General features: G+C 70.5%; 26 protein-coding genes, 1 other RNA gene and 1 pseudogene. 5 read left to right on the top strand and 23 right to left on the bottom strand.

Features of this window, described 5'->3' with window-relative positions; translation table 11 throughout:
• The first annotated feature begins 90 nt into the window (after positions 1-90).
• Positions 91-516 (top strand): DUF3054 domain-containing protein, encoded by a 426-nt coding sequence (locus H9640_RS01100; RefSeq protein WP_191788892.1) that lies wholly within the window; start codon positions 91-93, stop codon positions 514-516.
• A 217-nt stretch (positions 517-733) separates the two neighbouring features.
• On the opposite strand, the gene rdgB is transcribed toward H9640_RS01100, so the two are convergent.
• From rdgB to clpS, 7 genes are all read right to left on the bottom strand, one after another.
• The gene (gene rdgB / locus H9640_RS01095; protein WP_191789144.1) at positions 734-1,399 is read right to left on the bottom strand and encodes an RdgB/HAM1 family non-canonical purine NTP pyrophosphatase; all 666 of its coding nucleotides are present in this window, start codon (positions 1,397-1,399) and stop codon (positions 734-736) included.
• Positions 1,400-1,413: 14 nt separating this feature from the next.
• Complete coding sequence (gene rph, locus H9640_RS01090; protein ID WP_191788891.1) at positions 1,414-2,172, bottom strand: ribonuclease PH; 759 nt, start codon at positions 2,170-2,172, stop codon at positions 1,414-1,416.
• Positions 2,173-2,192: 20 nt separating this feature from the next.
• A complete protein-coding gene (locus H9640_RS01085; protein ID WP_191788890.1) occupies positions 2,193-3,041 on the bottom strand; it encodes an MBL fold metallo-hydrolase in 849 nt (282 codons plus the stop codon).
• On the bottom strand, positions 3,041-3,844 hold the full coding sequence (murI, locus tag H9640_RS01080; RefSeq protein ID WP_191788889.1) for a glutamate racemase: 804 nt from the start codon (positions 3,842-3,844) through the stop codon (positions 3,041-3,043). Before murI ends, H9640_RS01085 begins: the two co-directional genes overlap by 1 nt.
• A gap of 247 nt (positions 3,845-4,091) precedes the next feature.
• Positions 4,092-4,247, bottom strand: coding sequence for a hypothetical protein (locus H9640_RS01075; RefSeq protein ID WP_168210118.1), 156 nt, complete (start codon positions 4,245-4,247; stop codon positions 4,092-4,094).
• A gap of 155 nt (positions 4,248-4,402) precedes the next feature.
• Positions 4,403-5,083, bottom strand: coding sequence for a DUF2017 family protein (locus H9640_RS01070; protein WP_318243587.1), 681 nt, complete (start codon positions 5,081-5,083; stop codon positions 4,403-4,405).
• Positions 5,053-5,316, bottom strand: a complete 264-nt coding sequence (gene clpS, locus H9640_RS01065; protein ID WP_307824305.1) for an ATP-dependent Clp protease adapter ClpS — start codon at positions 5,314-5,316, stop codon at positions 5,053-5,055. Before clpS ends, H9640_RS01070 begins: the two co-directional genes overlap by 31 nt.
• Before the next feature lie 186 nt (positions 5,317-5,502).
• On the opposite strand from clpS, the gene H9640_RS01060 reads away from it, so the two are divergent.
• Entirely contained in the window at positions 5,503-6,903 is a 1,401-nt protein-coding gene (locus H9640_RS01060; RefSeq protein ID WP_191788887.1) for a nicotinate phosphoribosyltransferase, read from the top strand.
• Positions 6,904-6,980: 77 nt separating this feature from the next.
• On the opposite strand, the gene H9640_RS01055 is transcribed toward H9640_RS01060, so the two are convergent.
• The 9 genes from H9640_RS01055 to H9640_RS01015 all read right to left on the bottom strand — a co-directional run bounded on the left by H9640_RS01055 (position 6,981) and on the right by H9640_RS01015 (position 16,838).
• Complete coding sequence (locus tag H9640_RS01055) at positions 6,981-8,735, bottom strand: DEAD/DEAH box helicase (protein WP_225226564.1); 1,755 nt, start codon at positions 8,733-8,735, stop codon at positions 6,981-6,983.
• A 92-nt stretch (positions 8,736-8,827) separates the two neighbouring features.
• Positions 8,828-9,178, bottom strand: coding sequence for a DUF3039 domain-containing protein (locus H9640_RS01050; protein WP_138823974.1), 351 nt, complete (start codon positions 9,176-9,178; stop codon positions 8,828-8,830).
• A gap of 112 nt (positions 9,179-9,290) precedes the next feature.
• Positions 9,291-10,073: a glucosamine-6-phosphate deaminase gene (nagB, locus tag H9640_RS01045; protein ID WP_191788885.1), complete on the bottom strand. Its 783-nt coding sequence runs from the start codon at positions 10,071-10,073 to the stop codon at positions 9,291-9,293.
• A complete protein-coding gene (locus H9640_RS01040) occupies positions 10,073-11,053 on the bottom strand; it encodes an ROK family protein (protein ID WP_307824141.1) in 981 nt (326 codons plus the stop codon). The genes nagB and H9640_RS01040 overlap by 1 nt, the downstream gene beginning before the upstream one ends.
• Before the next feature lies 1 nt (position 11,054).
• Positions 11,055-11,984, bottom strand: coding sequence for a carbohydrate ABC transporter permease (locus H9640_RS01035; protein WP_372440741.1), 930 nt, complete (start codon positions 11,982-11,984; stop codon positions 11,055-11,057).
• Positions 11,981-12,934 (bottom strand): carbohydrate ABC transporter permease, encoded by a 954-nt coding sequence (locus H9640_RS01030; protein ID WP_191788884.1) that lies wholly within the window; start codon positions 12,932-12,934, stop codon positions 11,981-11,983. Before H9640_RS01030 ends, H9640_RS01035 begins: the two co-directional genes overlap by 4 nt.
• Before the next feature lie 158 nt (positions 12,935-13,092).
• The gene (locus H9640_RS01025; RefSeq protein WP_191788883.1) at positions 13,093-14,391 is read right to left on the bottom strand and encodes an extracellular solute-binding protein; all 1,299 of its coding nucleotides are present in this window, start codon (positions 14,389-14,391) and stop codon (positions 13,093-13,095) included.
• A gap of 134 nt (positions 14,392-14,525) precedes the next feature.
• On the bottom strand, positions 14,526-15,686 hold the full coding sequence (locus tag H9640_RS01020; RefSeq protein ID WP_191788882.1) for an ROK family transcriptional regulator: 1,161 nt from the start codon (positions 15,684-15,686) through the stop codon (positions 14,526-14,528).
• Between the two features lie 174 nt (positions 15,687-15,860).
• Positions 15,861-16,838 carry a PfkB family carbohydrate kinase gene (locus tag H9640_RS01015; protein ID WP_318243586.1) on the bottom strand — a complete coding sequence of 326 codons (978 nt, stop codon included), beginning with the start codon at positions 16,836-16,838 and terminating at the stop codon, positions 15,861-15,863.
• Between the two features lie 58 nt (positions 16,839-16,896).
• Here H9640_RS01015 and H9640_RS01010 point away from each other — a divergent pair, with 58 nt between their 5' ends.
• The 3 genes from H9640_RS01010 to H9640_RS01000 all read left to right on the top strand — a co-directional run bounded on the left by H9640_RS01010 (position 16,897) and on the right by H9640_RS01000 (position 19,492).
• A complete protein-coding gene (locus H9640_RS01010) occupies positions 16,897-17,943 on the top strand; it encodes an LLM class flavin-dependent oxidoreductase (protein WP_191788881.1) in 1,047 nt (348 codons plus the stop codon).
• Positions 17,944-18,132: 189 nt separating this feature from the next.
• The gene (locus H9640_RS01005) at positions 18,133-19,122 is read left to right on the top strand and encodes a DUF4349 domain-containing protein (protein WP_191788880.1); all 990 of its coding nucleotides are present in this window, start codon (positions 18,133-18,135) and stop codon (positions 19,120-19,122) included.
• Positions 19,115-19,492 carry a hypothetical protein gene (locus tag H9640_RS01000; protein ID WP_191788879.1) on the top strand — a complete coding sequence of 126 codons (378 nt, stop codon included), beginning with the start codon at positions 19,115-19,117 and terminating at the stop codon, positions 19,490-19,492. The genes H9640_RS01005 and H9640_RS01000 overlap by 8 nt, the downstream gene beginning before the upstream one ends.
• 107 nt (positions 19,493-19,599) lie before the next feature.
• On the opposite strand, the gene ssrA is transcribed toward H9640_RS01000, so the two are convergent.
• The 7 genes and pseudogenes from ssrA to prfB all read right to left on the bottom strand — a co-directional run bounded on the left by ssrA (position 19,600) and on the right by prfB (position 25,693).
• Positions 19,600-19,968: a transfer-messenger RNA gene (gene ssrA, locus H9640_RS00995) on the bottom strand.
• A gap of 129 nt (positions 19,969-20,097) precedes the next feature.
• A complete protein-coding gene (locus H9640_RS00990) occupies positions 20,098-20,511 on the bottom strand; it encodes a hypothetical protein (RefSeq protein WP_191788878.1) in 414 nt (137 codons plus the stop codon).
• A gap of 134 nt (positions 20,512-20,645) precedes the next feature.
• Positions 20,646-21,116 (bottom strand): SsrA-binding protein SmpB, encoded by a 471-nt coding sequence (gene smpB, locus H9640_RS00985; protein ID WP_030151535.1) that lies wholly within the window; start codon positions 21,114-21,116, stop codon positions 20,646-20,648.
• 111 nt (positions 21,117-21,227) lie between these two features.
• Positions 21,228-22,589: a M23 family metallopeptidase gene (locus H9640_RS00980; protein ID WP_191788877.1), complete on the bottom strand. Its 1,362-nt coding sequence runs from the start codon at positions 22,587-22,589 to the stop codon at positions 21,228-21,230.
• Between the two features lies 1 nt (position 22,590).
• Positions 22,591-23,502, bottom strand: a complete 912-nt coding sequence (gene ftsX / locus H9640_RS00975) for a permease-like cell division protein FtsX (RefSeq protein ID WP_191788876.1) — start codon at positions 23,500-23,502, stop codon at positions 22,591-22,593.
• 204 nt (positions 23,503-23,706) lie between these two features.
• Positions 23,707-24,387, bottom strand: a pseudogene (gene ftsE / locus H9640_RS00970) (cell division ATP-binding protein FtsE); the annotation flags it as partial.
• Positions 24,388-24,568: 181 nt separating this feature from the next.
• The gene (prfB, locus tag H9640_RS00965) at positions 24,569-25,693 is read right to left on the bottom strand and encodes a peptide chain release factor 2 (RefSeq protein WP_191788874.1); all 1,125 of its coding nucleotides are present in this window, start codon (positions 25,691-25,693) and stop codon (positions 24,569-24,571) included.
• Between the last annotated feature and the right edge of the window lie 6 nt (positions 25,694-25,699).

The following is a 25,699-nucleotide window of genomic DNA, read 5'->3' as shown; positions in this document are numbered from 1 at the left end:
TCCGAGCCCTTCGTCCCGTTCCCCGGACGCGGTACGCGCACCACCTGGCCCGCGCCGGCTCGGGGGCCGTGCTCCGGTAGCGTCGTGGCCATGACCTCGACGCCTGCCACCGCCCCGAGCCCGCCCCGCCCGACCGTCCGGACGGGCATCGTCGCTCTGGCCGTCGTGCTCGATGTCGTCGCGGTCCTCGCGTTCGCGACCGGCGGGCGGGCGACGCACTCCGCCGACAGCCCCCTGACCGCGATCCTGACGATCGCGTGGCCCTTCCTCGTGGGGCTCGCGGTCGGGTGGGTCCTCCTGCGCGCCTGGCGGTGGCCGCTCGCGGCCTGGCCGACCGGGGTCGTGCTGTGGGTCACGACGTGGGTCGTGGGGATGGCGTTGCGCTGGGCCACGGGCGAGGGGCTCGCGACCGCGTTCCTCGTGGTGTCCGCGGCGTTCCTGCTCGCGACGCTCGTGGGCTGGCGGCTCGTCGCCCTCCTGGTCCTCAAGGTGCGCGGGCGTGTCTCGACGTCCTGAGCCCCCTGGTGCCGAGAACGAAGTTGAGGTCGTTCTGCCCGCCTTGGCGACCGCAACCTCGTGGTCGAGCGCACGGAACGTCGTTCTCGACGTGCGGCCCGACGTCCGGGCGAGCGCGACCCGGAGGTCACGCCCGCTCGGACGTCCTTGGCCGATCCGTCCAGTGGGCTGGCACGGGCCACCACCTGCGATCAGGCGGGACCCGGCCGGGGACCGTTCAGGCGAGCGGCTGAGCCTGGGGTTCGTCGACCGTCGTCCCGGTGAGCACCGCGACGACCTGGGGCGCGAGAGCGCGGAACGCCTTGCCCCGGTGGCTGATCGCGTTCTTCTCCTCGGCCGACAGCTCCGCGGCCGAGCGGGACTCGCCGTCGGGCAGGAGGATCGGGTCGTACCCGAAGCCGCCCTCGCCGCGCGGGGCGCCCAGGAGCGTCCCGCGCATCTCGCCCGTGCGGACCCACTCCCCCCCGTCCGGGGTCACGAGCGCGGCCGCGCACACGAAGCCCGCCGCGCGGTGCTCCGCCGGGACGTCGCCGAGCTGCGCGAGCAGCAGGTCGAGGTTCGCCCGGTCGTCGCCGTGCCGACCCGACCAGCGCGCGGAGAAGATCCCCGGCGCCCCACCCAGGACGTCGACCGCGAGGCCCGAGTCGTCGGCCACGGCCGGCAGACCGGTCGCCGCGGCGAGCGCGCGGGCCTTGATGAGCGCGTTCTCCGCGAACGTCACGCCGTCCTCGACGGGCTCCGGGGCACCGACCTCGCGCGCCGAGACCACGGCCTCCGGCGGCAGGTCCAGGCCGGGCTGCGCGGCCAGGATCGCGCGGAGCTCGGCGAGCTTGCCCACGTTGTGGGTCGCCAGGACGAGCCGGGCCCCCGCAGGAACGCTCACACCGGACCCAGCGCTCACCGCGACGCCTCGTCGAGCGCGAGCTGCTGGATGATCGCGAGCTCGGACGTACCGCGCAGGGCGAGGTCCAGCAGCACGTCGAGCTCGGTGCGGTTGAACGGCGCGTGCTCGGCCGTGCCCTGCACCTCGACGAAGTCTCCCGAGCCCGTGACCACGACGTTCATGTCGGTGTCCGCGCGCACATCCTCGACGTAGGGCAGGTCGAGCATGGGGGTGCCGTCGATGATGCCGACGCTCACCGCGGAGACCGAGTCCGTGAGGACCTTCTTGCCGCCCTTGATCGCCCCGTGCTTCTTGCCCCAGGTCACGGCGTCGGCGAGCGCGACGTACGCACCCGTGATCGCCGCGGTGCGGGTGCCGCCGTCAGCCTGCAGGACGTCGCAGTCGAGCACGATCGTGTTCTCACCGAGCGCCGAGACGTCGATGACCGCTCGCAGCGAGCGCCCGATGAGGCGCGAGATCTCGTGCGTGCGCCCGCCGATGCGTCCCTTGACGGACTCACGGTCGCTGCGGGTGCTGGTCGCGCGCGGCAGCATCGAGTACTCGGCCGTGACCCAGCCCTGCCCCGAGCCCTTGCGCCAGCGCGGCACGCCCTCGGTGAACGAGGCCGCGCACAGCACGCGCGTGCGCCCGAACTCGACGAGCACGCTGCCCTCGGCGGCGTCGAGCCAGTTCCGGGTGATCGTGACGGGGCGGAGCTCGTCGGGCGTGCGACCGTCCGCGCGGACGGTCTGGGAGGTGGAGGCTGAAGTCATGGAGCCAGCCTATCCGGGCCTCAGAGCGTGAAGACCCGACCCGTCGCCGCGAGGTCGACCGGCCCGGCGTAGACCGCCGTGGCCTCCTCGCGCGCCGCCTGCTTGTCGTTCCAGGCCGGCAGGTGCGTGAGGACCAGCCGCTGGGCGCCGGCCGCCGTGGCGACCTCGCCCGCGCGCCTGCCCGTCAGGTGGATGCCGCGGTCGACCGCGTCGTCCCGCCCCTCCTGGAACGCGGCCTCGGCGAGCAGGAGGTCCGCGTCGCGCGCGAGCTCGACGACGGCGTCGCACGCGTCGGTGTCCCCCGTGTAGGCGAGCGTGACCCGCTCGCCCGGGACCAGGCTAGAGGGCCCCGTGACCCGCACGCCGTAGGCCTCGACCGGGTGGTAGACCCGGAAGGGCTCGATCTCCAGAGGACCCACCGTGACGACCTGCCCCGGCTCCCAGGCCTCGAACGCGAACTGGGACTCCATGGACTCCCCCGCCTCGAGGCCGTAGGCCGCCCCGATGCGCTCGGCCGTGTTCGACGGCCCCCAGACGGGCAGCGCCCCCGCGGCGGGCGCGTCACCGGGCCGCACGGGAGACGTCGCCGACGCCGCGGCCGCCCGGTCCGGGTGGTACTTCAGGTAGACGTACAGCCCGCACACGTCGACGAAGTGGTCGGGGTGCAGGTGGGACAGCCCGATCGCGTCGAGCCGACGCGGGTCGACGAACCGCTGCAGCGCGCCGAGCGCGCCGTTGCCCATGTCGAGCAGGAGGTTCCACTCGCGCCCGTCCGGTGAGACGTCGTCGGGCACCTGGACGAGGTACGAGGAGGCCGGGGAGTCGGGGCCCGCGAACGAGCCCGAGGAGCCGATGACGACCAGGCGCATCAGACGGCCTCCACGAGCGAGACCTCGGGCCCGAGGAAGCGGCGCGCGAGCTGGTCGAACGGCTCGGCGCTGCCCGTCGCCCGGAACCGGTGCGCCGGCGCGCCCGCCTCGCGCGAGCGTTCCAGACCGTGCGCGACGAGCGTGCGGTACACGTCCTTCGCGGTCTCCTCGGCGCTCGACACGAGCGTGACCTCGTCGCCCATGACGTAGGAGATCGCCCCCGCGAGGAGCGGGTAGTGCGTGCAGCCGAGCACGAGCGTGTCCACGCCGGCCGCTCGGACGGGGGCGAGGTACTCGTGCGCGATCTCGAGCACCTCCGGACCGGACGTCACCCCGGCCTCGACGAGACGCACGAACTCGGGGCAGGCCTGCGACGTGAGCCGCAGGCCGGGGGCGACCGCGAACGCGTCGTCGTACGCGCGCGACTCGATGGTCCCCCGCGTCCCGATGACACCGATGTTGCCCGTCCGGGTCGCGGCCACCGCACGCCGCGCAGCAGGCAGGATCACCTCGATCACCGGCATCCCGTAGCGGGCCGTGTACCGCTCGCGGGCGTCGCGCAGCACCGCCGACGACGCCGTGTTGCACGCGATGACGAGCATCTTGACACCCTCGTCCACGAGCTGGTCCATGATCGAGAGCGCCATGGCACGCACAGCGGCCAGCGGCTTGGGTCCGTACGGGCTGTTCGCCGTGTCACCGATGTACAGCAGCGACTCGTTCGGCAGCTGGTCGAGGATCGAGCGGGCGACCGTGAGGCCACCGACTCCCGAGTCGAAGATGCCGATGGGTGCGTCGTTCACGGTGACGAGCCTAGTGCCGGGGCGGCAGAAAGGGAGGTCGCGCTGCCTGCAGCGGCCTGTGGGACCGACCACAGGGGCGTCCTGCGGCCGCGCGCGGAAGCGGTCCGGGGAAGAGTCAGGACGACGGAGGAGGCGACGTGCCGGTGAACACCGCCGGGTCCGGGCACGACGAAGGGCGCCGCACTCGCGTGCGACGCCCTCGGTCCCGGCTCCCGGGACGCTGCCCTCAGGCGGCGACCCGGGTCCCCTAGACCTTCGCCTTGCCCCGTCCGATCAGCCCCACCACGAGGCTGACGACGAGCACGATGATGCCGAGCCAGATCAGGAACTTTGCCGCTTCGACTGCCACACCGAACACGAGCAGCACGACTCCGACGAGCAGGATGATGAGCCACGTAGGCATGTTGTCCCTCTTTCTCTCGGCCAGGACGCGGACGTCCCGGTTCAACCAGGACAATCGTGGCACTACTCCACCCCTCGCGCATCTTGACACACATCTCGCGAGTGGCTTATAAGCATGATAGGCGGGCACGGGTGGCCCGACGGGCCCCGGCGAGGTCAGCGGGGCGTGCGCCGCACCTCGGCGAGCATCAGCTCGACCAACGACTCCTGCAGCCACCCCGAGAGCAGGAACACGCTCGCAAGGAAGCGCCGCGCGGCGTCCGGAGCCTCCTCGGGGGGCTCGGCCCCCGACTCCTCACGCGCCAGCAGCTCGTCGTGGAGGTCCTCGACCTGGTCGTCGGTGCGCAGGTCCAGACGCTCCGCGAGGACGACCCGGATGTCGGTGAGGGCCCCCGCGACGCGACGGGCGTCGTCGGGCCGGACGATCAGCGGCGTGAGCACCTCCGCGTCCTGCGGGTCCCCCGCGAGGAGCAGGTCCGCGAGGAGCAGCAACCGCTGCGACTTCTCGGCCGCCAGGTCGCCCTGGGTGAACCGGCGGAACTCGGCCGAGACCCCCGCGTCCTCGGGAGCGGCGTCAGGGAGCAGACGGCGGACCGCAGGGTCCGTGGGCGCGCGCACCTCCTCGGGTGGCGCCGACAACGGCGCGACGCCCTCGATCCGTGCGGCCTCGAGGCCCTCCGCGGGAGCCGTGCCCGTCTGCTCCTGCAGGAGCTCGACGACGTCGCCCACCACGTGCGCGAGCACGAGGCGCTCGGACGCGCTCAGCTCCGCGACGTACCCGCGACGCGCCCGCCGGAACGGCCGCACTACTCCCCGCTCCGCTGCATCGTGGCCCACAGCCCGAACTCGTGCATCGCCTGCACGTCCACCTCGACCTTCTCCCTGCCGCCCGACGACACGACCGCGCGCCCCTCCTGGTGCACCTGGAGCATGAGCGTCCTCGCCTTCTGCTGCGTGTACCCGAAGTAGCTCTCGAAGACGTACGTCACGTAGCTCATGAGATTCACCGGGTCGTTCCACACGAGGGTCACCCAGGTGTCGGCGAGGGACAGCCCCTCCCGCGTGTCGATCTGCTCGTCGAGGCGAGGCCCCGCGGTCGCCGTTCCAGTCACTCCCCCACTCTATGGGGTGGGTGAAGTCCAGCAGTGCCGTGTCCACGCCCCGAGGGCCTGTCCACGGCCTGGTGGGAGGCCCGGAACGTGTCCACGGGCGTCCCGCGCCCGCCGCCGCGCCGTCCTCTGCCCTAGGTTGGGCACATGAGCCCCGCAGACCACCCGGGCACGGACGCCCCGGCCGCCCGGACCGCCCCGTTCGCACCGTACGCCCCCTCCCCGCAGACCTCGCTCCTCACGGATCGCTACGAGCTCACCATGCTCCAGGCCGCGCTCGCCGACGGCACCGCCGACCGGCACTGCCTGTTCGAGGTCTTCACGCGCCGCCTGCCCGCAGGTCGGCGCTACGGCGTGCTCGCCGGCACCGGCCGCGTCCTGGAGTCGCTCGCGACGTTCCGCTTCACGGACCTCGAGCTCGCCTGGCTCCAGGAGGCGCGCGTCGTCGACGACCGCACGCTCGACTACCTCGCGGGCTACCGGTTCACCGGCTCCGTCACCGGGTACGCCGAGGGTGACGTGTTCTTCCCGCAGTCCCCCGTGATGGTCGTCGAGGGCACGTTCGCCGAGGCCGTGCTGCTCGAGACCCTCGTCCTGTCGATCCTCAACTACGACTCCGCGGTCGCGTCGGCCGCCTCACGCATGACGAGCGCCGCCGTCGACCGCCCCTGCCTCGAGATGGGCTCACGCCGCGCGAGCGAGCTGGCCGCGGTCGCCGCCGCCCGCGCGGCCGCGGTCGCGGGATTCGCCGGGACGTCGAACCTCGAGGCGGGGCGGCGGTACGGGATCGAGACGATCGGCACGGCCGCGCACGCGTTCACGCTCCTGCACGACGACGAGCAGTCGGCGTTCGCCGCCCAGGTCGCCTCGCTCGGGGTCGGCACGACCCTGCTCGTCGACACCTACGACGTCCGCCGGGGCGTCGAGAACGCGATCGCCGCCGCGGGCACGGGGCTCGGCGCGGTCCGTCTCGACTCGGGCGACCTCGGCATCCAGGCCGTCGAGGTGCGCAAGCAGCTCGACGGCCTCGGCGCGACCGGGACCCGCATCACGGTCACGTCCGACCTCGACGAGTACGCGATCGCCGCCCTGGCCGCAGCCCCCGTCGACGCCTACGGCGTGGGCACCTCGCTCGTGACCGGCTCGGGCGCCCCGACCTGCGGCATGGTCTACAAGCTCGTCGCCCGCTCCGACGCCGACGGCGTCCTGCAGTCGGTCGCCAAGGCCTCGACGCTCAAGACCAGCACCGGAGGGCGCAAGGCTGCGGCACGCCAGTACGGCGAGGACGGCAGGGCCCTCGCCGAGGTCCTCGTCACCGGGCCCGACGACGTCGTGGCAGCCTGGGAGCCGGGCGACGACGAGGACCTGCGCCCCCTGCACGTTCCCCTCGTGGTCGACGGCGCCGTCGACTCGCGCTGGATCGGCGCCTACGGGGTCCACAACGCGGCACGACGGCACGCCGAGGCACGGGCCGAGCTGCCCCGCGGCGCACGCCGCCTGTCCGCGGGCGACCCCGCGCTGCCGACCGTGACACGCACGCTCGACTGACGCACGCCCCCCGTCGACGGTGCGAGGCCCGCACGCTCGGTGAGCGTGCGGGCCTCGCACCGTCGTGGCACAGGTCGCTACTTCTTGCCGACGAACCATCCTCGGAGCACCGCGACCCGCGCGTCGAGCTGGGCGACCGTCGCCAACGGCACCTCGGGCCCACCGCAGCGGCGGCGCAGCTCGGTGTGCACCGTGCCGTGCGGCTGCCCGCTGCGGCGCGCCCAGGCACCGACGAGCTGCGACAGCTCCTTGCGCAGCTCCGCGGCACGACGGTGGTCGAGCTCGCTGCGCTCGACCTCGGCCGCCCGCGACTTCTTGGACCTGGCGGACATCTGGTCGGCCTGACGCTGGCGCAGCAGGCTCGTGACCTGGTCCGCGTCGAGCAGCCCCGGCAGACCGAGGAAGTCCTGCTCCTCGTCAGAACCGACGTCCGCCTCGGTGCCGAACTCGCCCCCGTCGAAGAGCACGCGGTCGAACGACGCCTGCGCCTCGAGCGCCTGGAAGGAGCCCTGCATGCCGTCCGCGAGATCGTCGGACGCCTTGTCCTCCCGGTTGGCGGCCGCCATGAGCGCGTCCTCCGGGTTGTACATGTCCCCCTGCTCCTCGGCCGTGAGCGGCCGGTCGAGCGCATGGTCGCGCTCGAGCTCCAGGCCGTTCGCGAGCGCGAGCAGGTGCGGCACGCTGGGCAGGAAGACCGATGCCGTCTCGCCGCGCCTGCGAGCACGGACGAACCGTCCCACGGCCTGCGCGAAGAACAACGGGGTCGCGGTCGACGTCGCGTAGACGCCCACGGCGAGCCGCGGCACGTCGACACCCTCGGAGACCATCCTGACCGCGACCATCCACCGACCGTCACCGTCCGAGAACTCGTCGATGCGACCGCTCGCGCCGTCGTCGTCCGACAAGACCACCGTCGGCGACCTGCCCGTGATGCGCGCCAGATGACCCGCATAGGCCCGCGCGTCGGTCTGGTCGGTCGCGATGACCAGGCCGCCCGCGTCGGGGATCGCCCGACGGACCTCGGTCAGACGCTTGTCGGCCGCTGCGAGCACCGACGGGATCCACTCGCCGTCCGGGTCGAGCGCCGTGCGCCAGGCCTGGCCCGTCATGTCCTTGGTGAGCGCCTCCCCGAGACGTGCGCTGACCTCGTCGCCCGACTTGGTGCGCCAGCGCATCTGTCCCGAGTACGACAGGAAGATCACCGGGCGCACGACGTGGTCGCGCAGCGCGTCGCCGTAGCCGTAGGTGTAGTCCGCGGCCGACCGACGGATGCCGTCGGCGCCCCGCTCGTACGTCACGAACGGGATCGCCGCGGTGTCCGACCGGAACGGGGTGCCCGTCAGGGCGAGGCGCCGGGTCGCGGGCTCGAACGCGTCCCGGACGGCCTCGCCCCACGACAGGGCGTCGCCACCGTGATGGACCTCGTCGAGGATGACCAGGGTCCGCTCGGCCTCGGTCCGCGCAGTGTGCAGCGCGGGCTTCGCCGCAACCTGGGCGTACGTGAGCGCGACACCGTCGTAGCTGGAACCGTGGCGTCCCTGACTGTTGCGGAAGTTCGGGTCGATGCGCACACCCACGCGGGCCGCTGCGTCCGCCCACTGGTGCTTGAGGTGCTCGGTGGGCGCGACGACGGTCACCCGGCGGACGACCCCCTGCTCCAGGAGCTCGGTCGCGACACGGAGCGCGAACGTCGTCTTGCCCGCGCCCGGGGTAGCGACCGCGAGGAAGTCACGCGGCGCACGGGTCCGGTAGAGCTCGAGCGCCTCGGCCTGCCAGGCGCGCAACTTGGACGCCGTGCCCCACGGGGCGCGACGAGGAAAGGCCGGCGACAGGTGCGACGCGGCGGCCGAGGACGCCCCGAGCGGGGCCGTTGGGGGAAGGTTCGAGGACGGGCGAGCGGACGAGTTCGAGAGAGGTTGCCCGCTCACTTGCCGGAATCACCCTCGCCGTCCTGCGGGGCGCGAAGGCCGTCGTAGATCTCCTTGCACGTGGGGCACACGGGGAACTTGTTGGGGTCACGGCCCGGCACCCAGACCTTCCCGCACAGCGCGATCACCGGCTTGCCGGACAACGCCGACTGCATGATCTTCTCCTTGCGCACGTAGTGCGCGAAACGCTCGTGGTCCCCGGGCTCGACCTCCGCCGTGGTCTCCGTGCGCTCGAGGACGCTCGTCGACGTACCGCTGCTCGGGTCGCTGTCCGGGACGATCGGTTCCGGTCCGGACGGGCTGCCTGCCGCAGGTCCGTTGGTGGGGAGGGTCAAGGGTTCGATCATGATCTCGAGTCTACGTCGGGGAAGGAGAAACCCGTCGGCTCCGACCAGGGGCGTGATCGGAACCGACGGGCGGCTGTGGGTCGGGCCTGCACGGCCCTCCGGAGTGGGTCGGTCAGAGACCCTGCCACTCCGGCTTCGAGAGGAACGTCTGGCGGTAGTAGTCGCCGAGCTGCAGACGCGAGGCTGCGGCATCGTCCACCAGGACGGTCGCGTGGGGGTGCATCTGCATGACCGTGGCGGGCCACATCGCGGAGACCGGGCCCTCGACGAGCTGGTGGACGGCTTCTGCCTTGCCCTTGCCCGACGCGAGGAGCACGAGGTGCTTGGCCGACATGATGGTCGCCAGGCCCTGGGTGAGGCAGTGCTGCGGCACCTGCGCGAGGTCGTCGCCGAAGAAGCGCGCGTTGTCCTCACGGGTCTGCGCGGTGAGCGTCTTGATACGCGTCCGCGAGGCGAGCGACGAACCCGGCTCGTTGAACGCGATGTGCCCGTCCGTGCCGATCCCGAGGATCTGCAGGTCGACGCCGCCGGCATCGACGATCTTGCGCTCGTAGTCGGCGCACGCCGCGACGAGGTCCTCGGCGTTCCCGTCGGGTCCCTGCACGGCGTCCGGGGCGAAGTCGACGCGCGAGGCGATCTCCTTCTCGATGACGTTGCGGTAGCGCTCCGGGTGGTCCTCCGCGATCCCGACGTACTCGTCGAGCATGAAGGCCTTCGCCTGGGCGAACGAGAGCCCCTCCTGCGTGTGACGACGGACGAGCTCGTCGTACACCTTGAGCGGGCTCGAACCGGTCGCGAGACCGATCACCGAGTCCGGCTTGGCACGAACCAGCTTGTCGATCGCCTCGGCGGCGAGCACCGCGAGCTGATCGGCGGGCGCAATCACAACTTCCATCAGGACACCTTCCTACGGCCGGCGATGGCTGCTCCCACCGCGGCAACGGGCACATCGCTGGGCGCCAAGGAGACACGCTTCTCCAGCTCCAGCGAGGACAAGAACGGCGACGTGCTCGCCTGGGCGACCAGGGCCCCCCGCACGGCGTCGAGGAGAGGCTGACCGAGACCGGTCACTCCACCTCCGAGGACGACGTGCCGGACGTCGACCGTCAGCTCGAGGATACGGACAGCACTCGCCACAGCGGCAGCGAACTCGCCCTTGATCCTGAGCGCTTCGGGATTCCCGGCCGCGGCCGCCTCGAAGAGCTCGAGCGGCGCCGGACGGCCGAACTGCGAGGGCCATCGAGCGCTGAGCGCCGTGCCCGAGGCGTAGGTCTCGACGCAACCGCGCTGCCCGCACGCGCACAACGGCCCCTCGGGGTTGATCGGGATGTGGCCGATCTCACCGGCCGCCCCGCTCACACCACGACGGAGCCGACCTCCGAGCACGATGCCGGCCGCGAGCCCCGTACCGAGGGCGAGGAAGGCCAGGTCCTGACCGTCGGCGCCCATCGCGTGCGAGGCGCCGAGCGCCGCGACGTTCAGGTCGTTGTCGACGTCCACAGGGATCCCCCCGAAGATCGCCGACAGCTCGTGGGCGAGCGCGAACGGCTCACCCTCGATCCCCAGGTTCACCGCGTGCATCACGGACCCGCTCTGCGGGTCGACGAGCCCGGGGACACCGAGGCCGAGTCCCGCGAGCGCGGCAGGCTCGAGGCCTGCCGCGTCCGTCAGGGACCGGACGGCCCGAGCAGCACTGGAGACCACACCCTGCGGGCCTCGAACGGTCGGCAGCTTGACCGACCCCTCGATCGAGCCGTCCGGTCCGAGCAGGACGCCGAGGACCTTCGTTCCTCCGACGTCCAGGCCGACCGAGTGGCCGCCGGGCAGGGCGGCTGCCTCGCCGAGCGACGAGGCAGCCGTTCTCACCTCGCTCACGTCAGCCCTTCACCGCACCCGAGACGAGGCCACCGGTCATGCGTCCCTGGACGATCAGGAAGAAGACGACCACGGGGATCGCGATGAGCACCGAACCGGCCATCAGCCCGCCCCAGTTCGTCGCCTGGGTCGCCTGCTGGAACGTCCGCAGCCAGAGCGGGAGCGTCATCGACTCGGGACGCGTCATGATGATCAGCGCCATCACGAACTCGTTCCAGGCCTGGATGAACGCGAAGACACCGGTCGCCACGAGGCCGGGGGCAAGCAGCGGGAAGGTGATCCGCCAGAACGCCTTGGACCGCGAGCAGCCGTCGATCATGGCGGCCTCCTCGAGCTCTGCCGGGACGCCTGCCACGAACCCACGAAGGGTCCAGATCGTGAAGGGCAGCACACCCGACAGGTAGACGATGCCGAGGCCGATGATCGTGTTGAGGAGCTGCCAGCCGTCGATGATCCGGAAGATCGAGATCATCATGGCCTCGCCCGGGATCATCTGCACCGCAAGGATCGCGATGATGAACGCCTTGCGACCCTTGAAGTTGAACCTGGTCACGGCGAGCGACGCCATGAACGCGAGGATCATCGACACGATCAGGACGAAGAACGTGACCAGGATCGAGTTGCCCAGCGCGGGCAGGAAGGGCGCGCGCTCCTGGTTGAAGATCGCGTCCTGATAGTTGTTGAGCGTGAAGTTGGACCCCGGGAAGAACGTCAGGTCCTTGTTGCGGATGAGGTTCGTCGGGAGGAACGACGAGTTGACCATCCAGTAGACAGGGAAGATGGAGCAGAGGAAGACGACCACGGCGATCACGCTGTAGATCGCGTTCGAGACCTTCTTGCGCTGTCCCTCGCGGGTCTTGCGCGGTCCGCGCCCCGCCGACAGGGGTGCCACCTTCGCCGTCCCGGCGACGGTGGGGTTGAGGGTGCTCACAGCTCTTCCTCCTTGACGGTCTGGCGCACGTAGTAGTACGAGATCCCCATCATGATGAACACCAGGATCACCGCGATGGCGCTGGCGGCGCCGTAGTGCCCCTGCGCCATGCCCATCTGGTAGATGTACACGCCGATGGTGTTGGTCTTCTCCGCGATACCGCCGATGCCCTGCAGCGCGAAGATCTGGGTGAAGACCCGCAGGTCCCAGATGATCGACAGGATGATGAGCACCACGATGATGCTGCGCACGTAGGGCACCATGATGAGGCGGAAGCGCTGAGCCGGGGTGGCGCCGTCGAGCGACGCGGCCTCGAGCACCTCGCCGGGGACCTGGGTGAGGCCGGCGTACATCGTGAACGCGACGAACGGGACGCTCTGCCAGACGATGACGAGCGTGGCGACGAGGAAGAACATCCACGGGTTGATGAGCCACGAGTGACCCATCCAGTTGTCCCCGGTGATCTTCGTGAGGATGTTGTTCACGACGCCGTACTGGGTGTCGAAGATCCACCCCCACACGATGACGGCCGCGAGGGCGGGCATCGCCCAGGCGAGCAGCAGGCCGACCGAGACGAGCAGCCGGAAGAACTTGTTGAGACGCATCATCAGCAGGGCGAGGAGGATCCCGATCGCCATGGTGAGGAACACGCACACGACCATGAAGGCGAAGCTGCGCGCGAGGACCGTCCAGAACATCGGGTCGGTCAGCGTGTCCGTGTAGTTCTCGAGGCCGACCCACTCAGCAGGCACGCCCATCAGCTGGGCGCGCTCGTACTTCTGGAACGACATGATGAAGAGGTTGATCAGCGGGTAGCCGACCATGATGCCGAGCACCAGCAGGCTGGGGGCGAGCAACAGCCACGGCAGCTTGGGCGAGCGCTTCTTCGGGGGCTTGAGAGTGTCCTTCAGCTCGACCGCTGGGGACGACTCGAGGGTGGATGAGCTCATTTTCTCACTCCGTCGAGGGGGTGCACGGTTCGAGCAGGACCGTGCGGGGTACAAGTCGTGCGATGGTCCAGTCATGCCGAGGGGCGGGGGCTCCGTGGAACCCCCACCCCTGCGGCACCTGGTAGGGCACCCCTCCTCACGAAGGCGTACCCCGGGGATCAGCTGTTGAGGGTTTCCTCGATCTGCTGGTCGAGCTTCTCGGCGATCGCCTTGACGTCGCCACCCTCGGCGATCTGGACGAACGCGTCCTGGAGGTAGCGCTTGGCCTCGACGTCAGCCCACTTCGGGGAGGCCGGGGTCAGCTCCGAGTTCTTGGCGGCAGCAGCGCCGGCCAGCGTGATCTCGTCCTGCGGGAGGAACTGCGCCTGCGATGCCTTCGCGGGGATGTTGCCCTTCTCCGCGAGGAACTTCTGGTAGCCGTCGCTCAGCATGATCTCGAGCGCGCTCAGCGCGAGCTCCTGGTTCTTCGACTTGGCCGCGATGGCCAGGTTCGAACCACCCGCGAAGACCTTGGCGGCCTCGCCGGCCGTCGCACCCGGGAGGGCGAAGGCGTGCAGGTCCGAACCGTAGGTCGTGGGGCAGCCGGGCGCCTTGGCGTCGTCCTCAGGCGTCTTGATGGCGCCCTGCAGCCAGGTCGGAGCGGACAGGTAGCCGATGTTGCCCTCGCAGAACGGAACCTGCTGGTCGGTCTCCTGGCCGTCCTTGGGAGCCTTCGAGGCCGTCGTCATGACCTCCTGCACCTGCTGAAGGCCCTTGATGCCGCCCTCGGACGAGAAGCCGGCCTCCCACTTGCCGTCCTTCTGCTCGGCGATGAAGCCGCCGTTCTCCCAGACGTAGGGCAGAGCGTTGTACCAGTCCTGGCCGGGCCAGTAGATGCCCGAGCGCGTGTCGGTCGTCATGGCCTGGCCGTTCGCGACGTACTCGTCGAGCGTCGTCGGGACCTGCGTGCCGGTCTGGTCGACGACCTGCTGCGAGTAGAAGACCACGCGCGCACCCGAGTAGTACGGCGGGGCGTAGAACTTGCCGTCGTACGAACCGGCCTTGACGAAGCCCTGGAGCAGGTCGTCGCCGCCGAGCTCCTCGTACTGGTCCGTCAGGTCCGTGAAGAAGCCGGACGAGGTGAAGGCAGCGGCCTGCGTGTTGCCGACCTCGACGACGTCAGGGCTGTCCGAGCTCGCGAGCGAGGTCGTGAGCTTGTCGACCAGGCCGGTCCAGGACTGCTCCTCGATGGTGAGGGTCGAACCCTTGTTCTCGGCCTCGAACGTCGTCTTCAGGTACTCGCGCGCTTCCTTCGGCGTGTCCGTGGCGCCGACGAGCCAGACGCGGATGTCGCCGGTCTTCGCGTCGCCGGACGCGGTCTCGCCGGAGCCGGAGTCGCCGGAGCCGCAAGCGGTCAGCGCAAGCGCAAGGGTGATCGTCGAAGCCACCGTGGTGGCGACGAGGCGGTTCCTCTTCACTGGGGTACTTCCTCTCGGTAATTCGAAGTGGCGGCGTCGATGACACCACCTGAGGTGAAACGGGAGGTACTGCGGTACTGCTACTGGGATTACTGCAGGACCGGTTCAGCCCGACGGGAGCTCACGAGCAGTGCTCACGAGACGCCCAGCTGGCCGGACAGGATGAGGACGGCGGCTCCGGCGAGGACGACGTCCTCGTCGAGAGAAGCCATCCGGAGCTCGAGGCCGGAGTTGATGGCCGGCATCGTTCGAGCGTTGATGGTGTCGATCGCTGCATCGCGCAGAGGACCGTCGAGCAGGTCCGCCGGACCGCTGATGAGGATCTCGCCGAGGTTGAGCGCTGACACAACAGGCGCCAGGGCGATGCCCAGGAGCCTGCCGACCGAGGCCAGGACGGCATCGGAAGATTCCTTGTCGAGCCCGTCCACCGCGCGGCGCAGAGCCGGCACAGAGAGGATCGTCTCGAGGCACCCCGACCGCCCGCAGGCGCAGGGCAGACCGTCGTCGACGACGGTGACGTGGCCCAGCTCGCCCGCCGCGTCGGCAGCGCCGCGCACCCGGGAACCGTCGAGCATGATTCCCGCGCCGACACCCTCGCCGACGGTGAGGACCATGAGGCCCGTGCCGTCCGCGCCGCCGAACGTGAACTCACCGAGGGCCGCGATGTTGGCGTCGTTGGCGACGTGCACGGGCAGGGCCAGGCTCTCGCTGAGCTGCTCTGCGAGCGGGACGTCGTACCACCGGCGGTTCGGCGCCTCGACGACGCGCCCCTCGCTGTCGACGACACCCGGCGAGCCGATCCCGACCCCGAGCACCGGACGCGTCGCGACGGCGATGAGCCCCCGGCAGAAGCGCGTCAGGAGGTCCACGAGCTCTGTGCCGGCACGACCTTCGATCGGCAGGCTCTGCCGGACCACGAAGTCGCCCGTCAGGGACATGACGGCCCCACGCATGAGGGCGTCGTCGGTGAGGTCGACGGAGACGATCTGGTAGGCGCTCGTGCGCATCCCGATGAGGATGGCCGGCTTGCCCACCCGCTGCCCCGGACGGATCCCGAGCTCCTCGACGAGCCCCTCGGCGATGAGCACCGAGACGAGGTCCGAGATGGTGACCCTCGTCAGCGAGGTCGCTCGCGCAAGGTCTGCACGCGACGTCGGGCCCTCGTGGAAGAGGTGCTGGAGGACGAGCGAACGGTTGTGCGCGCGAGCGTGCTCGGGAAGCACCTTGGAGGTGGGCCTGAGACCTGTGCTCAGACCTCTCCGGGTGACTGCACTTCGCGTGACTGCCGTTGTCATGTTTGTTAGTAGACCTCCTTTACTAAGCGCGTGTCAACCCGCTCGGGCCGCCGAGACCAAACCGTTGTACTTCGTTCGGGCCGCTGCGCATCCCGGCCGGGAGCGCCCGAGGTCAGACCACTCGGTAGCCGCGGGATCGTGCCGTTCCGGCCGTGCGCGGACGACCCGAGCGACTCAGTGCGCGATCCAGCCACGCGCTCCTTCGAAGGTCACGGAGCGGCTCGCGACGACCGACGCCTCCCGCAGCGCTCCTTCCCACGACCGCCCGCGGGACACCTCTGCGGCGAACGCACCATGTAGGACGTCGCCGGCTCCCAGCGTGTCCACGACGACCCCCGCCGCCGGTACGGGGAGCTCGGAGCGACGGCCGTCGTCGAGCACCTCGAGCGGCTCGCCGCCGCGTGAGCGGGCGACGAACGCCGGACCGAGAGCCGCCACGTCCTCGAGCACGTGCTCGACCTGACCTCCGGGCACCCTGAAGTCCTGCGAGAGCACCACCGCGTCGCACAGCCGGACGAGCTCGGCGGTGCCGTCCTTCCACGAGCCGCCGTCGAGCACGACGAGGACGCCCAGCTCGCGAGCCCGCTCTGCGAGCGCTCGGGCGAGCCGAAGATGATGGCCGTCGAGGAGCAGCACGTCGCGCCCGCCGGCCGACGCACGGCGGGTCGAGCCGGTCGCGCCGCTCGTCCCCTCGCCGATAGCGCTGACGGACACCGACCCGACGGTGGCGACGGAGCGCACCCCGTCGAACGCACGACCCACCGCGCCCGCGTCGCCGGAGGCCGCGGGTCGGTCCGTCGCGTTCGTGCTCACGACCGCACGTTCGCCCGTCCCACCGGGCACCAGGACGGTGGACACCGCGGGCCCCCTCACCACCGCATCCGCTGCACCGGCCGCACCCACGGTCACGTCGACCAGGTCGACCCCGGTGGCGAGCACCTCGGCGCGCACGACCTCGGCGAGAGCCCCTGCGCCGATCGCCGTGACGAACCGCACGGGCACCCCGAGGGCTGCAGCCGTCGCGGCCGCGTTCGCGGCCGGCCCTCCGAAGGTCGCGCGCTGCGACGTCGCGACGACCTTCTGGTCCGGCCCTGGCATCTCGTGGACCACCTGGGTGATGTCGAACGTCGTGAGCCCGCAGCAGATCAGCACACCTCATCCTCGCGCACGCGACGGGGAATATCCGCCTGCTCCATACGTTTGCATTGACATGCGACTTGGCTTCTACACCTTCGGCGACAACGCCCCCGACCCGACCACCGGCGAGCAGATGCCGGTCTCCCAGCGTCTGCGCGACGTGCTGGAGCGGATCCGCCTCGCGGACGAGGTCGGGCTCGACTACGCCGGCATCGGCGAGCACCACCGTCCCGACTACGCGATCTCCTCCCCCTCGACGATGATCGCCGCGGCGCTCGCCCAGACGGAGCGGATCACGGTCGGGAGCGCCGTCACCATCCTCTCGACCGAGGATCCGGTGCGCGTCTACCAGCAGTTCGCGACGATGGACCAGTACTCGGGAGGCCGCGTGGAGCTGCTCGCCGGGCGCGGTTCGTTCATCGAGTCGTACCCGCTCTTCGGGGCCGACCTCGACGACTACGACGCGCTCTACGACGAGAAGATCGTGCTCCTGCGCCTGCTCGACGAGGGCAAGCCCGTGACATGGTCGGGCAAGTTCCGACCGCCGCTCGAGGATGCGCTGATCCTGCCCCGACCGTTCGACAAGCCCGGGCGCGGCGAGCACCTCGACATCGCCATCGCCACCGGCGGCAACCCGCAGTCCTCGGTGCGCGCAGGCGTCCTGGGCCTGCCCGTCAACTACGCCATCATCGGCGGCAAGCCCGCGCAGTTCGCCCCACTGGTCGACCTGTACCGCCGTGCCGCGACCCAGTCCGGGCACGACGCCGCCGCGCTCGAGGTGTCGGTGTCGACCATGGGGTTCCTCGCGGACGACGGCAAGCAGGCTCGGGACTTCTTCTATCCCTACTACCTGCAGAACATGAAGAAGATCTCGGCGGAGCGCGGGTTCCCCATGCCGAGCCGTGTCTCGTACGAGGCGACGGCCGCACGCGGAGGCGCCTACTTCATCGGCGCGCCCGAGGAGGTCGCGGAGCGCATCGTCGAGCTGCACGGCGCGCTCGGCCACGACCGCCAGATCTTCCAGATGGACCTGTCGGGCGTCCCCCAGAAGGAGTCGCTGCGCGCGATCGAGCTGCTGGGCACCGAGGTGGCGCCCCGCGTCCGAGAGGCGCTCGGCTAGGCTCCGGCGCCCCCTCACGGACCCCGGGTGGAAGCGTTCTCGCAGGTCGAGGGGCTGGGAAGGGCCCCTCGACCGACGCCCCGTCGCGGCACGGCCACGTGTATCGGTGCGATGTCGGGGAGTTCACAAGACGGTCACGATCCGCCCGAAACACCGCCCTCCGGGCGACCCCCCACCTAGGGTCGTCGCATGCGTACCTCGCCCCGCACGCCGTCGGTCGTCACGATCGCTCTCCTCGGCAGTCTTCTGCTCGCGGGGTGCTCCGCCACGGACCGCGGCACCGACGCGTCGGACGCCGCGGGGGCCGCGGGGGCCGTCAGCCAGCAGAGCGTCGCAGACGACGGAGCCGACGGAGCCGACGGTGGGTCCGGCCTCCAGGTAGGGGCGTCGGTCCCCGACGAGGACCGCGAGGTCATCACCACGGGCGACCTCACGGTCGTCGCGGGAGACCCGCGAGCGGCGGTCCAGGCCATCAGCGAGCTCGTCGAGACCGCCGGCGGCCGGGTGGAGAGTCGCGCCGAGCACGTCGGGGACGACGGCGAGGCCTTCGGCAGCCTCACGGTCCGCGTCCCCGCGGAGAAGGTCACGGCCACCGTCGAGGCCCTGGACGGGATCGGCGAGGTCCAGGACGTCTCCCTCGACGCCCAGGACGTCACCGCGACCGCGATCGACCTGGACGCGCGCATCCAGGCGCTCAGCACCTCGGTCGCCCGCCTCCAGGCGCTCATGGCCGAGGCCGCCACGACCGCGGACCTGCTGGCGGCGGAGAAGGAGCTCACGGCACGGCAGGCGGAGCTCGAGAGCCTCCAGTCCCAACGTGCGTCGATCACCGACCGGGTCGACATGTCGACCCTCACCGTCCAGGTCCTCTCACAGGCTCCCGAGGTGACGATCCGTCCCGCGGGCTTCCTCGGGGGCCTCTCGGCCGGTTGGGGTGCGCTGCTCGTCGCGCTCAACGCGCTCGTCGTCGCCGTCGGCGCGCTGCTTCCCTGGCTCGTGGTCGCCGCGCTCGTGCTGCTGGTCGTCCGCGCGATCGTGAGGGCCTTGAGGAACCGGCGCCCGGGCACCGCCCGTCGCGGCGGGCACGACGGCCCCGAGTCCCCCGGCGACGACGGCGGCGGCGGAGACGCTCCCCACCAGGACGCCCGTCTCGTCGGATCCGGTGGTCGCCGTGGATGAGCTTGCAGCGGTCGAGGGGCGCGAGCAGCGACTGGAGACGTATCGGCGTCGCGTCGGGAGGGTGTACGACGGGGCCGCTCCGATCGGTCACCTCGTGACCAGAGTCTGCACGCACTGGGAGACCGTGGGCCCGCAGTCCTTCCCGACCTACGTCAACCCCGAGGAACGCCTGCAGTGGCGCGTCCACTTCGACGACGCCGACCGCGTGGACGCCTTCAGCGACGACCGCGACCGGTACGTCACCGACCTCCTGGGCCGCGAGATCGACGCCTGGGAGGCGGGGCGCCTCGAGCTCGGCGACCTGGTCCTGCGCATCGAGTGGCTCGACGGCGACGACGGAGCCGCGGCCTGGCGGGCGAACGGCTGGTAGCGGTTGCCGGCCCCCCGTGAACGGCAGAGACGGACACGACGAAGGGCCGCCCCGTGGGGCGGCCCTTCGTCGTGACAACTGGGGTGATACGCCGCCCGAGGGCGACATGGTGGAGGTGCGGGGAATCGAACCCCGGTCCGGTGGCGCAAATCCAGGACTTCTCCGGGCGCAGTCTGCTGTTGATTTTCTCGGCCCCAGCACTCACGCAGACAAGGTGCTGACGGGCTCAGTCATCTAAGAGTCCCTACGCCGCCGGTGACGAACGTCGTAAGCAGTGGCTCTCTAGCTGACGCCAGGGACCGGGGCGAGAGCAACCCCGGGCTGACGGACTTCGAAGGCTCGCTCAGGCGGCGAGTGCGAAGTCGGTGCGCTTGGAATCGGCACCTATTGGTTTGCAGACGTCGTTTACGAGATAAGTCTGCATCCTCGGCCCGCTTCTCCTCGAAGCACGACCACCGTCGAAACCGATCACCCCCTGTGCAGTTGTCAATCACCGACCGAGCCCCGCCCCGTCCGGCCGCCGTGGCGACCGTCCGGTTCGACACCGGGTCAGTGGTACCAGCCTACGGGATCAACACCACCGCGGGCGAACGTATTTCCAGGTGCTACTTCTTACGGCTCAGGGCGTCGACGAGGAGCCCGCCGGCGATGCCCAGGAGGAAGACGTCCTTGGCGAGACCGATCCCCTGAGGGGTGGGCCGGATACCGTCCTGCTCGGTCATCCCGGGCGTCTTGAGGTACATCGAGACGAGCCCCGCGGAGAAGGCCCCGAGCCCGAGCGCGACCACGCCGGTCGGCACGAACGGGACGAGAAGTGCCGTGCCCAGCGCGATCTCGGTCGTGGACAACGCCTTGGTGAACTGCACGGGGTCCTGGTCCTCGAGGAACGGGAACGTCCCCGCGGCCATGCCGTGGATCCCCTGCGCGGTGGCCTCGTCCGCGCCGCGCTTCGTGAGTCCGGAGTTGAGGATGAAAGCGCCTGCTGCGACGCGAGGGATGTACTGACGGAGCTTGACCACGGGGCCTCCTCGGCAAGGTGACGACGACTACCCTGCGACGCTACGTCGTCGGGCAGCCGGATGCACGTCCACCGGCCGGGCGCGCCGTCCGACGGCGCGAGGAGGACGACGACGTCGCCCACCTCGCGCACTCGTCACCGGTTCTGCCGGTGGCGCATGGCGCGCTGCGCCTCACGGTTGTCCTGCTGCTCGCGCAGAGCCTGACGCTTGTCGTACTCGCGCTTGCCCTGCGCGAGAGCGATCTCGACCTTCGCGCGGCCGTCGAGGAAGTAGAGCGAGAGCGGCACGATCGTGTACCCCTTCTCGCGCGACTTCGCCTCGAGCCGCAGGATCTCGTCCTTGTGCAGCAGCAGCTTGCGCTTGCGCCGGGGAGCGTGGTTGTTCCACGTCCCCTGCGAGTACTCCTGGATGTGCACGTTCTCGAGCCAGGCCTCACCGCCGTCGACGGCCACGTAGCCGTCGAGCAGCGACGCTCGCCCCTGACGCAACGCCTTGACCTCGGTGCCGCTCAGGACGAGCCCGGCCTCGAACACGTCGACGATCAGATAGTCATGGCGGGCCTTGCGGTTGCTGGCGATGATCTTGCGGCCAGTCTCCTTCGCCATGAGGGCATCATCCGATCTGCTCGAGCTCGTGGTGCGCCCAGGACGGACCCACCCGCACCGTGCGGCGCGACGTCCCAGGTTACGCGAGTTCGACGCGCGACCAGTAGGTGATTAGCGCAGCCACTTGGCCGGGTCGACCGTCGACCCGTTCTCGTAGACCTCGAAGTGCAGGTGACAGACCTGGCTCGTGCCGGTCGTCCCCGAGTAGCCGACGAGGGTCCCCTGCGAGACGCTCTGCCCGGCCGAGACGACGTACCGGGTGAGGTGGTTGTAGCTCGTCATGAGGTTCTTGCCCCCCACCGTGCCGTGGTTGACCACGACCTGGTTGCCGAGACCGCCGTACGTCCGCGCGAACTGGACGGTGCCACCGGCCGCCGCGTAGATCGGGGTGCCGCAGTACGCGCGCAGGTCCATGCCCGCGTGCAACCTCGTCACGGGCAGGAACGGGTGCTTGCGCATCCCGTAGCTCGAGGTGATGTGCGGGACCGCCGTCGGGTAGGCCAGGAACCCGGACGTCACGGCACCGCCGCCGCCACCACCCCCGCCGCCGCCGGTGCTGCCACCACCCCCGCCGGACCCGCCACCCGTGGCGGGCGGCGGCTGCTTGGCCGCTTCCTCGGCGGCCTTCCGGTCGCGCTCGGTCTGTGCCGCGATGATGCCCTGGAGCTCGGAGGTCAGCGCTGCCTGCGCCTGCTCGTTGGCGGCCATCTGGGCGAGCGCGGCCTCCTTGCGCGACTCGATCGTCGCCTGCTTCGCCTGCTGCTCCGCAATCAGCCCCTCGATCTCGGCCTTGCGGTCCGCCGCCGCGGTCCGCGCGGCGTCGGCCGCGACGACGTTCTGGTCCGCCTGGACCTTGAGGTCCGCGATCGTCTCGCGGATCGCCGTCAGGCGCGCCTCACGGTTGCGTGCGATCGACTCGGCCTCCTGGAGGTCCGTGAGGGCGCGAGCCTGCGTGCGCGCCGCCGTCGACGACATCGCGTACTGCTCGATGAAGTCCTCGGTGCTCTGCGCCCCGGTCACGATGCCGAGACCGCTGACCTCGCCCTGGCCCCGGTAGGCCTGGCGAGCCATCTCCGCGATGCTCCGCTTCGCCGAGCTCGCCTTGCCCGCGGACTCCTGGATGTCCAGGTTGATGGCCTGCTCCTCGGCCTGCGCGTCCTGGAGGCGCACCTCGAGCTGCGCGGCCTCGCGCTGGGTGCGCTCGAGCTCCGCCGTCGCCGTGTCGAGCTCGGCCTGCGCCACGGGCAGGCGACCCTCGATGGTCTGCAGGTCCAGGATCGCCTGGGCCAGCTCCGCGTCGGTGCCCTCGAGCTGCGACTCCAGCCCCTCCCTGTCCTTGAGGGCCTGGCTCTGGCGACGCTCGGCCGCCGCACGCTTGTCGTCCAGGTCGTCGGCGGTCGCGGCGACCGCGGTTCCCAGGAGGAGGAGCAGCGCGGTTCCGCCCGCTGCGAGGCGTCGGGTCAGCTGGGACATGTCACACCCTCGTGTATCGGCTGAGCGTGACGACCGAGGAGATGGCCGCCAGGACGAATGCGATGAGGAGCAGCAGCGGCGCGATGCGCAGCACGTCTGACTCGGAGATGTACGCGATCCAGCTCACCGAGCTCTGGAGCCAGTCCGTCACGAGGTACTTGACCCCGAGCCACAGGCCCCCGACCGCGAGGAACGCACCGACCACCGCGGCGATCGCCCCCTCGAGGATGAACGGCAGCTGGATGAACAGCTTGGACGCGCCCACGAGCTTCATGATCTCGGTCTCGCGCTGACGACTCATCGCGGACAGGCGGATCGTCGTCGTGATCAGGAGCACCGCGGCGAGCATCATCACGACGGCGAGGCCACCGGCCATGAGCGAGGCGCGGTTGAGCGCCAGGAAGAGCGAGTCGAAGATCCGGCGCTGGTCCTCGACCCCCTCGACGCCCGGGCGGCCGGTCACGACGTCGTTGACGACCTCGTAGTTCTCCGGGTTGGTCAGCTTGAGGCGGAACGAGGCCTGCATGTCGTCGACCGTGAGCTGCGTGCCGTTGTACCCGTCGGGGAACCGCTCCTGGAAGGCCGCGAACGCGTCCTCCTTCGACTCGAAGTAGACCGTCTGGACCTCGGCACCGAGCTCGGTCTCGAAGAGCGACTCGAGCGACTCGACCTGCTCGGGCGAGGCCTCGCCCGCGGCGCACGTCGGGTTGGGCGAGTCGATGGGGCACAGGAAGACGGAGACCTCGACCCGGTCGTACCAGTCGTCCTTGAGCTTGTCGATCTGCATCTGGAGGAGCGCGGACGCCCCGACGAACGTGAGCGACACGAAGGTCACGAGGACGACCGAGATGGTCATCGCGAGGTTGCGGCGCAGGCCGGCACCGATCTCGGCGAGGATGAACTGGGCGCGCACCTGCTACCACTCCCCCCGGCTGGACCGCTGCACCTGCGTCGAGCTCACGGCGGAGCCGCGCGTCGCACCCTGCTGCGACGGCTGGACGCGAGCAGGCGGCTCGATCGTGGGCACCGGGCGCACCTCGACGGGCGGCGACCACGGCCGCTCCGCGAGGTGACCGGTCGGCTCACGCAGAGCGTCGCCGTCGGGCATGGGCACCCCCGCGCCGTAGACGCCGTCCTTCTGGTCGCGCAGCACGACACCGTTCGAGAGCTCGATGACGCGCTGGCGCATCTGGTTGACGAAGCCCGAGTCGTGCGTGGCCATGACGACCGTGGTCCCCGTGGCGTTGATGCGGGACAGCAGGTTCATGATGCCGAGCGACGTGTTCGGGTCGAGGTTTCCCGTGGGCTCGTCCGCGAGCAGGATCGAGGGTCGGTTGACGAACGCGCGAGCGATGGCGACACGTTGCTGCTCACCGCCCGAGAGCTCGTGCGGGCGCCGCTTCTCCTTGCCCTGCAGCCCGACCGTCTCGAGGACCTCGGGGACGGTCACGGCGATCATGTGACGCGGCCGGCCCGTCACCTGGAGCGCGAACGCGACGTTCTCGAAGACCGTCTTGTTCTGCAGCAGGCGGAAGTCCTGGAACACGACGCCGATCTGCCGGCGCAGCGACGGGACCTTCCAGCTCGACAGGGTCGACAGGTCGCGGCCGGCGACGAAGACCTTGCCCTGCGTGGGCCGCTCCTCGCGCAGCGCGAGCCGCAGGCAGGTCGACTTCCCGGAGCCGGACGCGCCGACCAGGAAGACGAACTCGCCGCGCTCGATCTCGGCGGACATGCCGTTCAGGGCAGGTCTGGCGCCGCGGGCGTAGACCTTCGAGACGTTCTCAAAACGGATCACAGGGGTTGACCAGTCTCTCGTTGGGGGAAGCGAAAACAGTTCGCTGGTCGCCCACGAGAGTAGGCACGCCCTCATGCCCTGACACCGCTGACACGCCGGGTGCGTCGGGATCCGGACCGCCGGAGGGACGTTTCACCCCGGGTGACGGAAGAGGCCGGGACACGAGGTCCCGGCCCCTCCGTCAGGCCTGGTCAGCGCTGCGGCGCCACCGGATCCCGGCCTCGATGAAACCGTCGATGTCGCCGTCGAAGACCCCCGAGGTGTTGCCGACCTCGTACTCGGTCCGCAGGTCCTTGACCATCTGGTAGGGGTGCAGGACGTACGAGCGCATCTGGTCGCCCCAGCTCGCCTTGATGTCTCCTGCCATGGCCTTCTTGGCCGCGCTCTCCTCGGCCTGACGCTGCAGGAGCAGGCGGGACTGGAGCACGCGCAGGGCCGCGGCACGGTTCTGGATCTGCGACTTCTCGTTCTGCATCGAGACGACGATCCCGGTGGGGATGTGGGTCATGCGCACGGCCGAGTCCGTCGTGTTGACGGACTGCCCGCCGGGGCCCGACGAGCGGAACACGTCGACCTTGATCTCCGAGTCGGGGATCTCGACCGAGTCCGTCTGCTCGATGAGCGGGATGACCTCGACAGCGGCGAACGAGGTCTGGCGGCGGCCCTGGTTGTCGAACGGCGAGATGCGGACCAGGCGGTGCGTGCCGGCCTCGACCGACAGGTGCCCGAACGCATAGGGCGCCTTGACCTCGAACGTCGCGGACTTGAGGCCAGCCTCCTCGGCGTAGGACGTGTCGAGGACCTGGGTCGGGTAGCCGTGGCGCTCGGCCCAGCGCAGGTACATGCGCATGAGCATCTCCGCGAAGTCGGCCGCGTCGACGCCGCCGGCACCGGCGCGGATCGTCACAACCGCCTCACGGGCGTCGTACTCGCCCGAGAGCAGGGTCTTGACCTCGAGGACGCCCAGGTCCTTGCGGATCAGCTCGAGCTCGGACGCCGCCTCGGCGAGGGTCGCCGCACTGTCAGCGTCGCCGACGTCAGCATCACTGGCCATCTCGACGAGCGTCTCCAGGTCGTCGATCCGGTCGCTCATGTTCGTGATGCGGTCGAGCTCGGACTGCGTCTGCGAGAGCGCGGTCGTGACCTTCTGGGCGGCGTCCGTGTCGTCCCACAGGTCCGGCGCCGACGCCTTGTCCGACAGCTCGGCGATCTGGACGCGCAGGGCGTCCGGGTCGCTCACGGCGCTGATGGTGTCGAGCGTCGATCGGAGGGCGCGGATCTCGTGCGGGAAGTCGATGGTGGCCACGGTCCT

Origin of the sequence: Oerskovia gallyi (assembly GCF_014836745.1) — a bacterium.
Taxonomy (GTDB): domain Bacteria; phylum Actinomycetota; class Actinomycetes; order Actinomycetales; family Cellulomonadaceae; genus Oerskovia; species Oerskovia paurometabola.
This window is presented reverse-complemented; position numbering and strand designations above follow the sequence as displayed.

Bases quoted from the DNA above. Each gene is read 5' to 3' on its own strand.
- H9640_RS01100 (WP_191788892.1), top strand. From the start codon at position 91: ATGACCTCGACGCCTGCCACCGCCCCGAGCCCGCCCCGCCCGACCGTC.
- rph (WP_191788891.1), bottom strand. From the start codon at position 2,172: ATGACTTCAGCCTCCACCTCCCAGACCGTCCGCGCGGACGGTCGCACG.
- H9640_RS01085 (WP_191788890.1), bottom strand. From the start codon at position 3,041: ATGCGCCTGGTCGTCATCGGCTCCTCGGGCTCGTTCGCGGGCCCCGAC.
- H9640_RS01075 (WP_168210118.1), bottom strand. From the start codon at position 4,247: ATGCCTACGTGGCTCATCATCCTGCTCGTCGGAGTCGTGCTGCTCGTG.
- H9640_RS01060 (WP_191788887.1), top strand. From the start codon at position 5,503: ATGAGCCCCGCAGACCACCCGGGCACGGACGCCCCGGCCGCCCGGACC.
- H9640_RS01050 (WP_138823974.1), bottom strand. From the start codon at position 9,178: ATGATCGAACCCTTGACCCTCCCCACCAACGGACCTGCGGCAGGCAGC.
- nagB (WP_191788885.1), bottom strand. From the start codon at position 10,073: ATGGAAGTTGTGATTGCGCCCGCCGATCAGCTCGCGGTGCTCGCCGCC.
- H9640_RS01030 (WP_191788884.1), bottom strand. From the start codon at position 12,934: ATGAGCTCATCCACCCTCGAGTCGTCCCCAGCGGTCGAGCTGAAGGAC.
- H9640_RS01020 (WP_191788882.1), bottom strand. From the start codon at position 15,686: ATGACAACGGCAGTCACGCGAAGTGCAGTCACCCGGAGAGGTCTGAGC.
- H9640_RS01010 (WP_191788881.1), top strand. From the start codon at position 16,897: ATGCGACTTGGCTTCTACACCTTCGGCGACAACGCCCCCGACCCGACC.
- H9640_RS01005 (WP_191788880.1), top strand. From the start codon at position 18,133: ATGCGTACCTCGCCCCGCACGCCGTCGGTCGTCACGATCGCTCTCCTC.
- smpB (WP_030151535.1), bottom strand. From the start codon at position 21,116: ATGGCGAAGGAGACTGGCCGCAAGATCATCGCCAGCAACCGCAAGGCC.
- H9640_RS00980 (WP_191788877.1), bottom strand. From the start codon at position 22,589: ATGTCCCAGCTGACCCGACGCCTCGCAGCGGGCGGAACCGCGCTGCTC.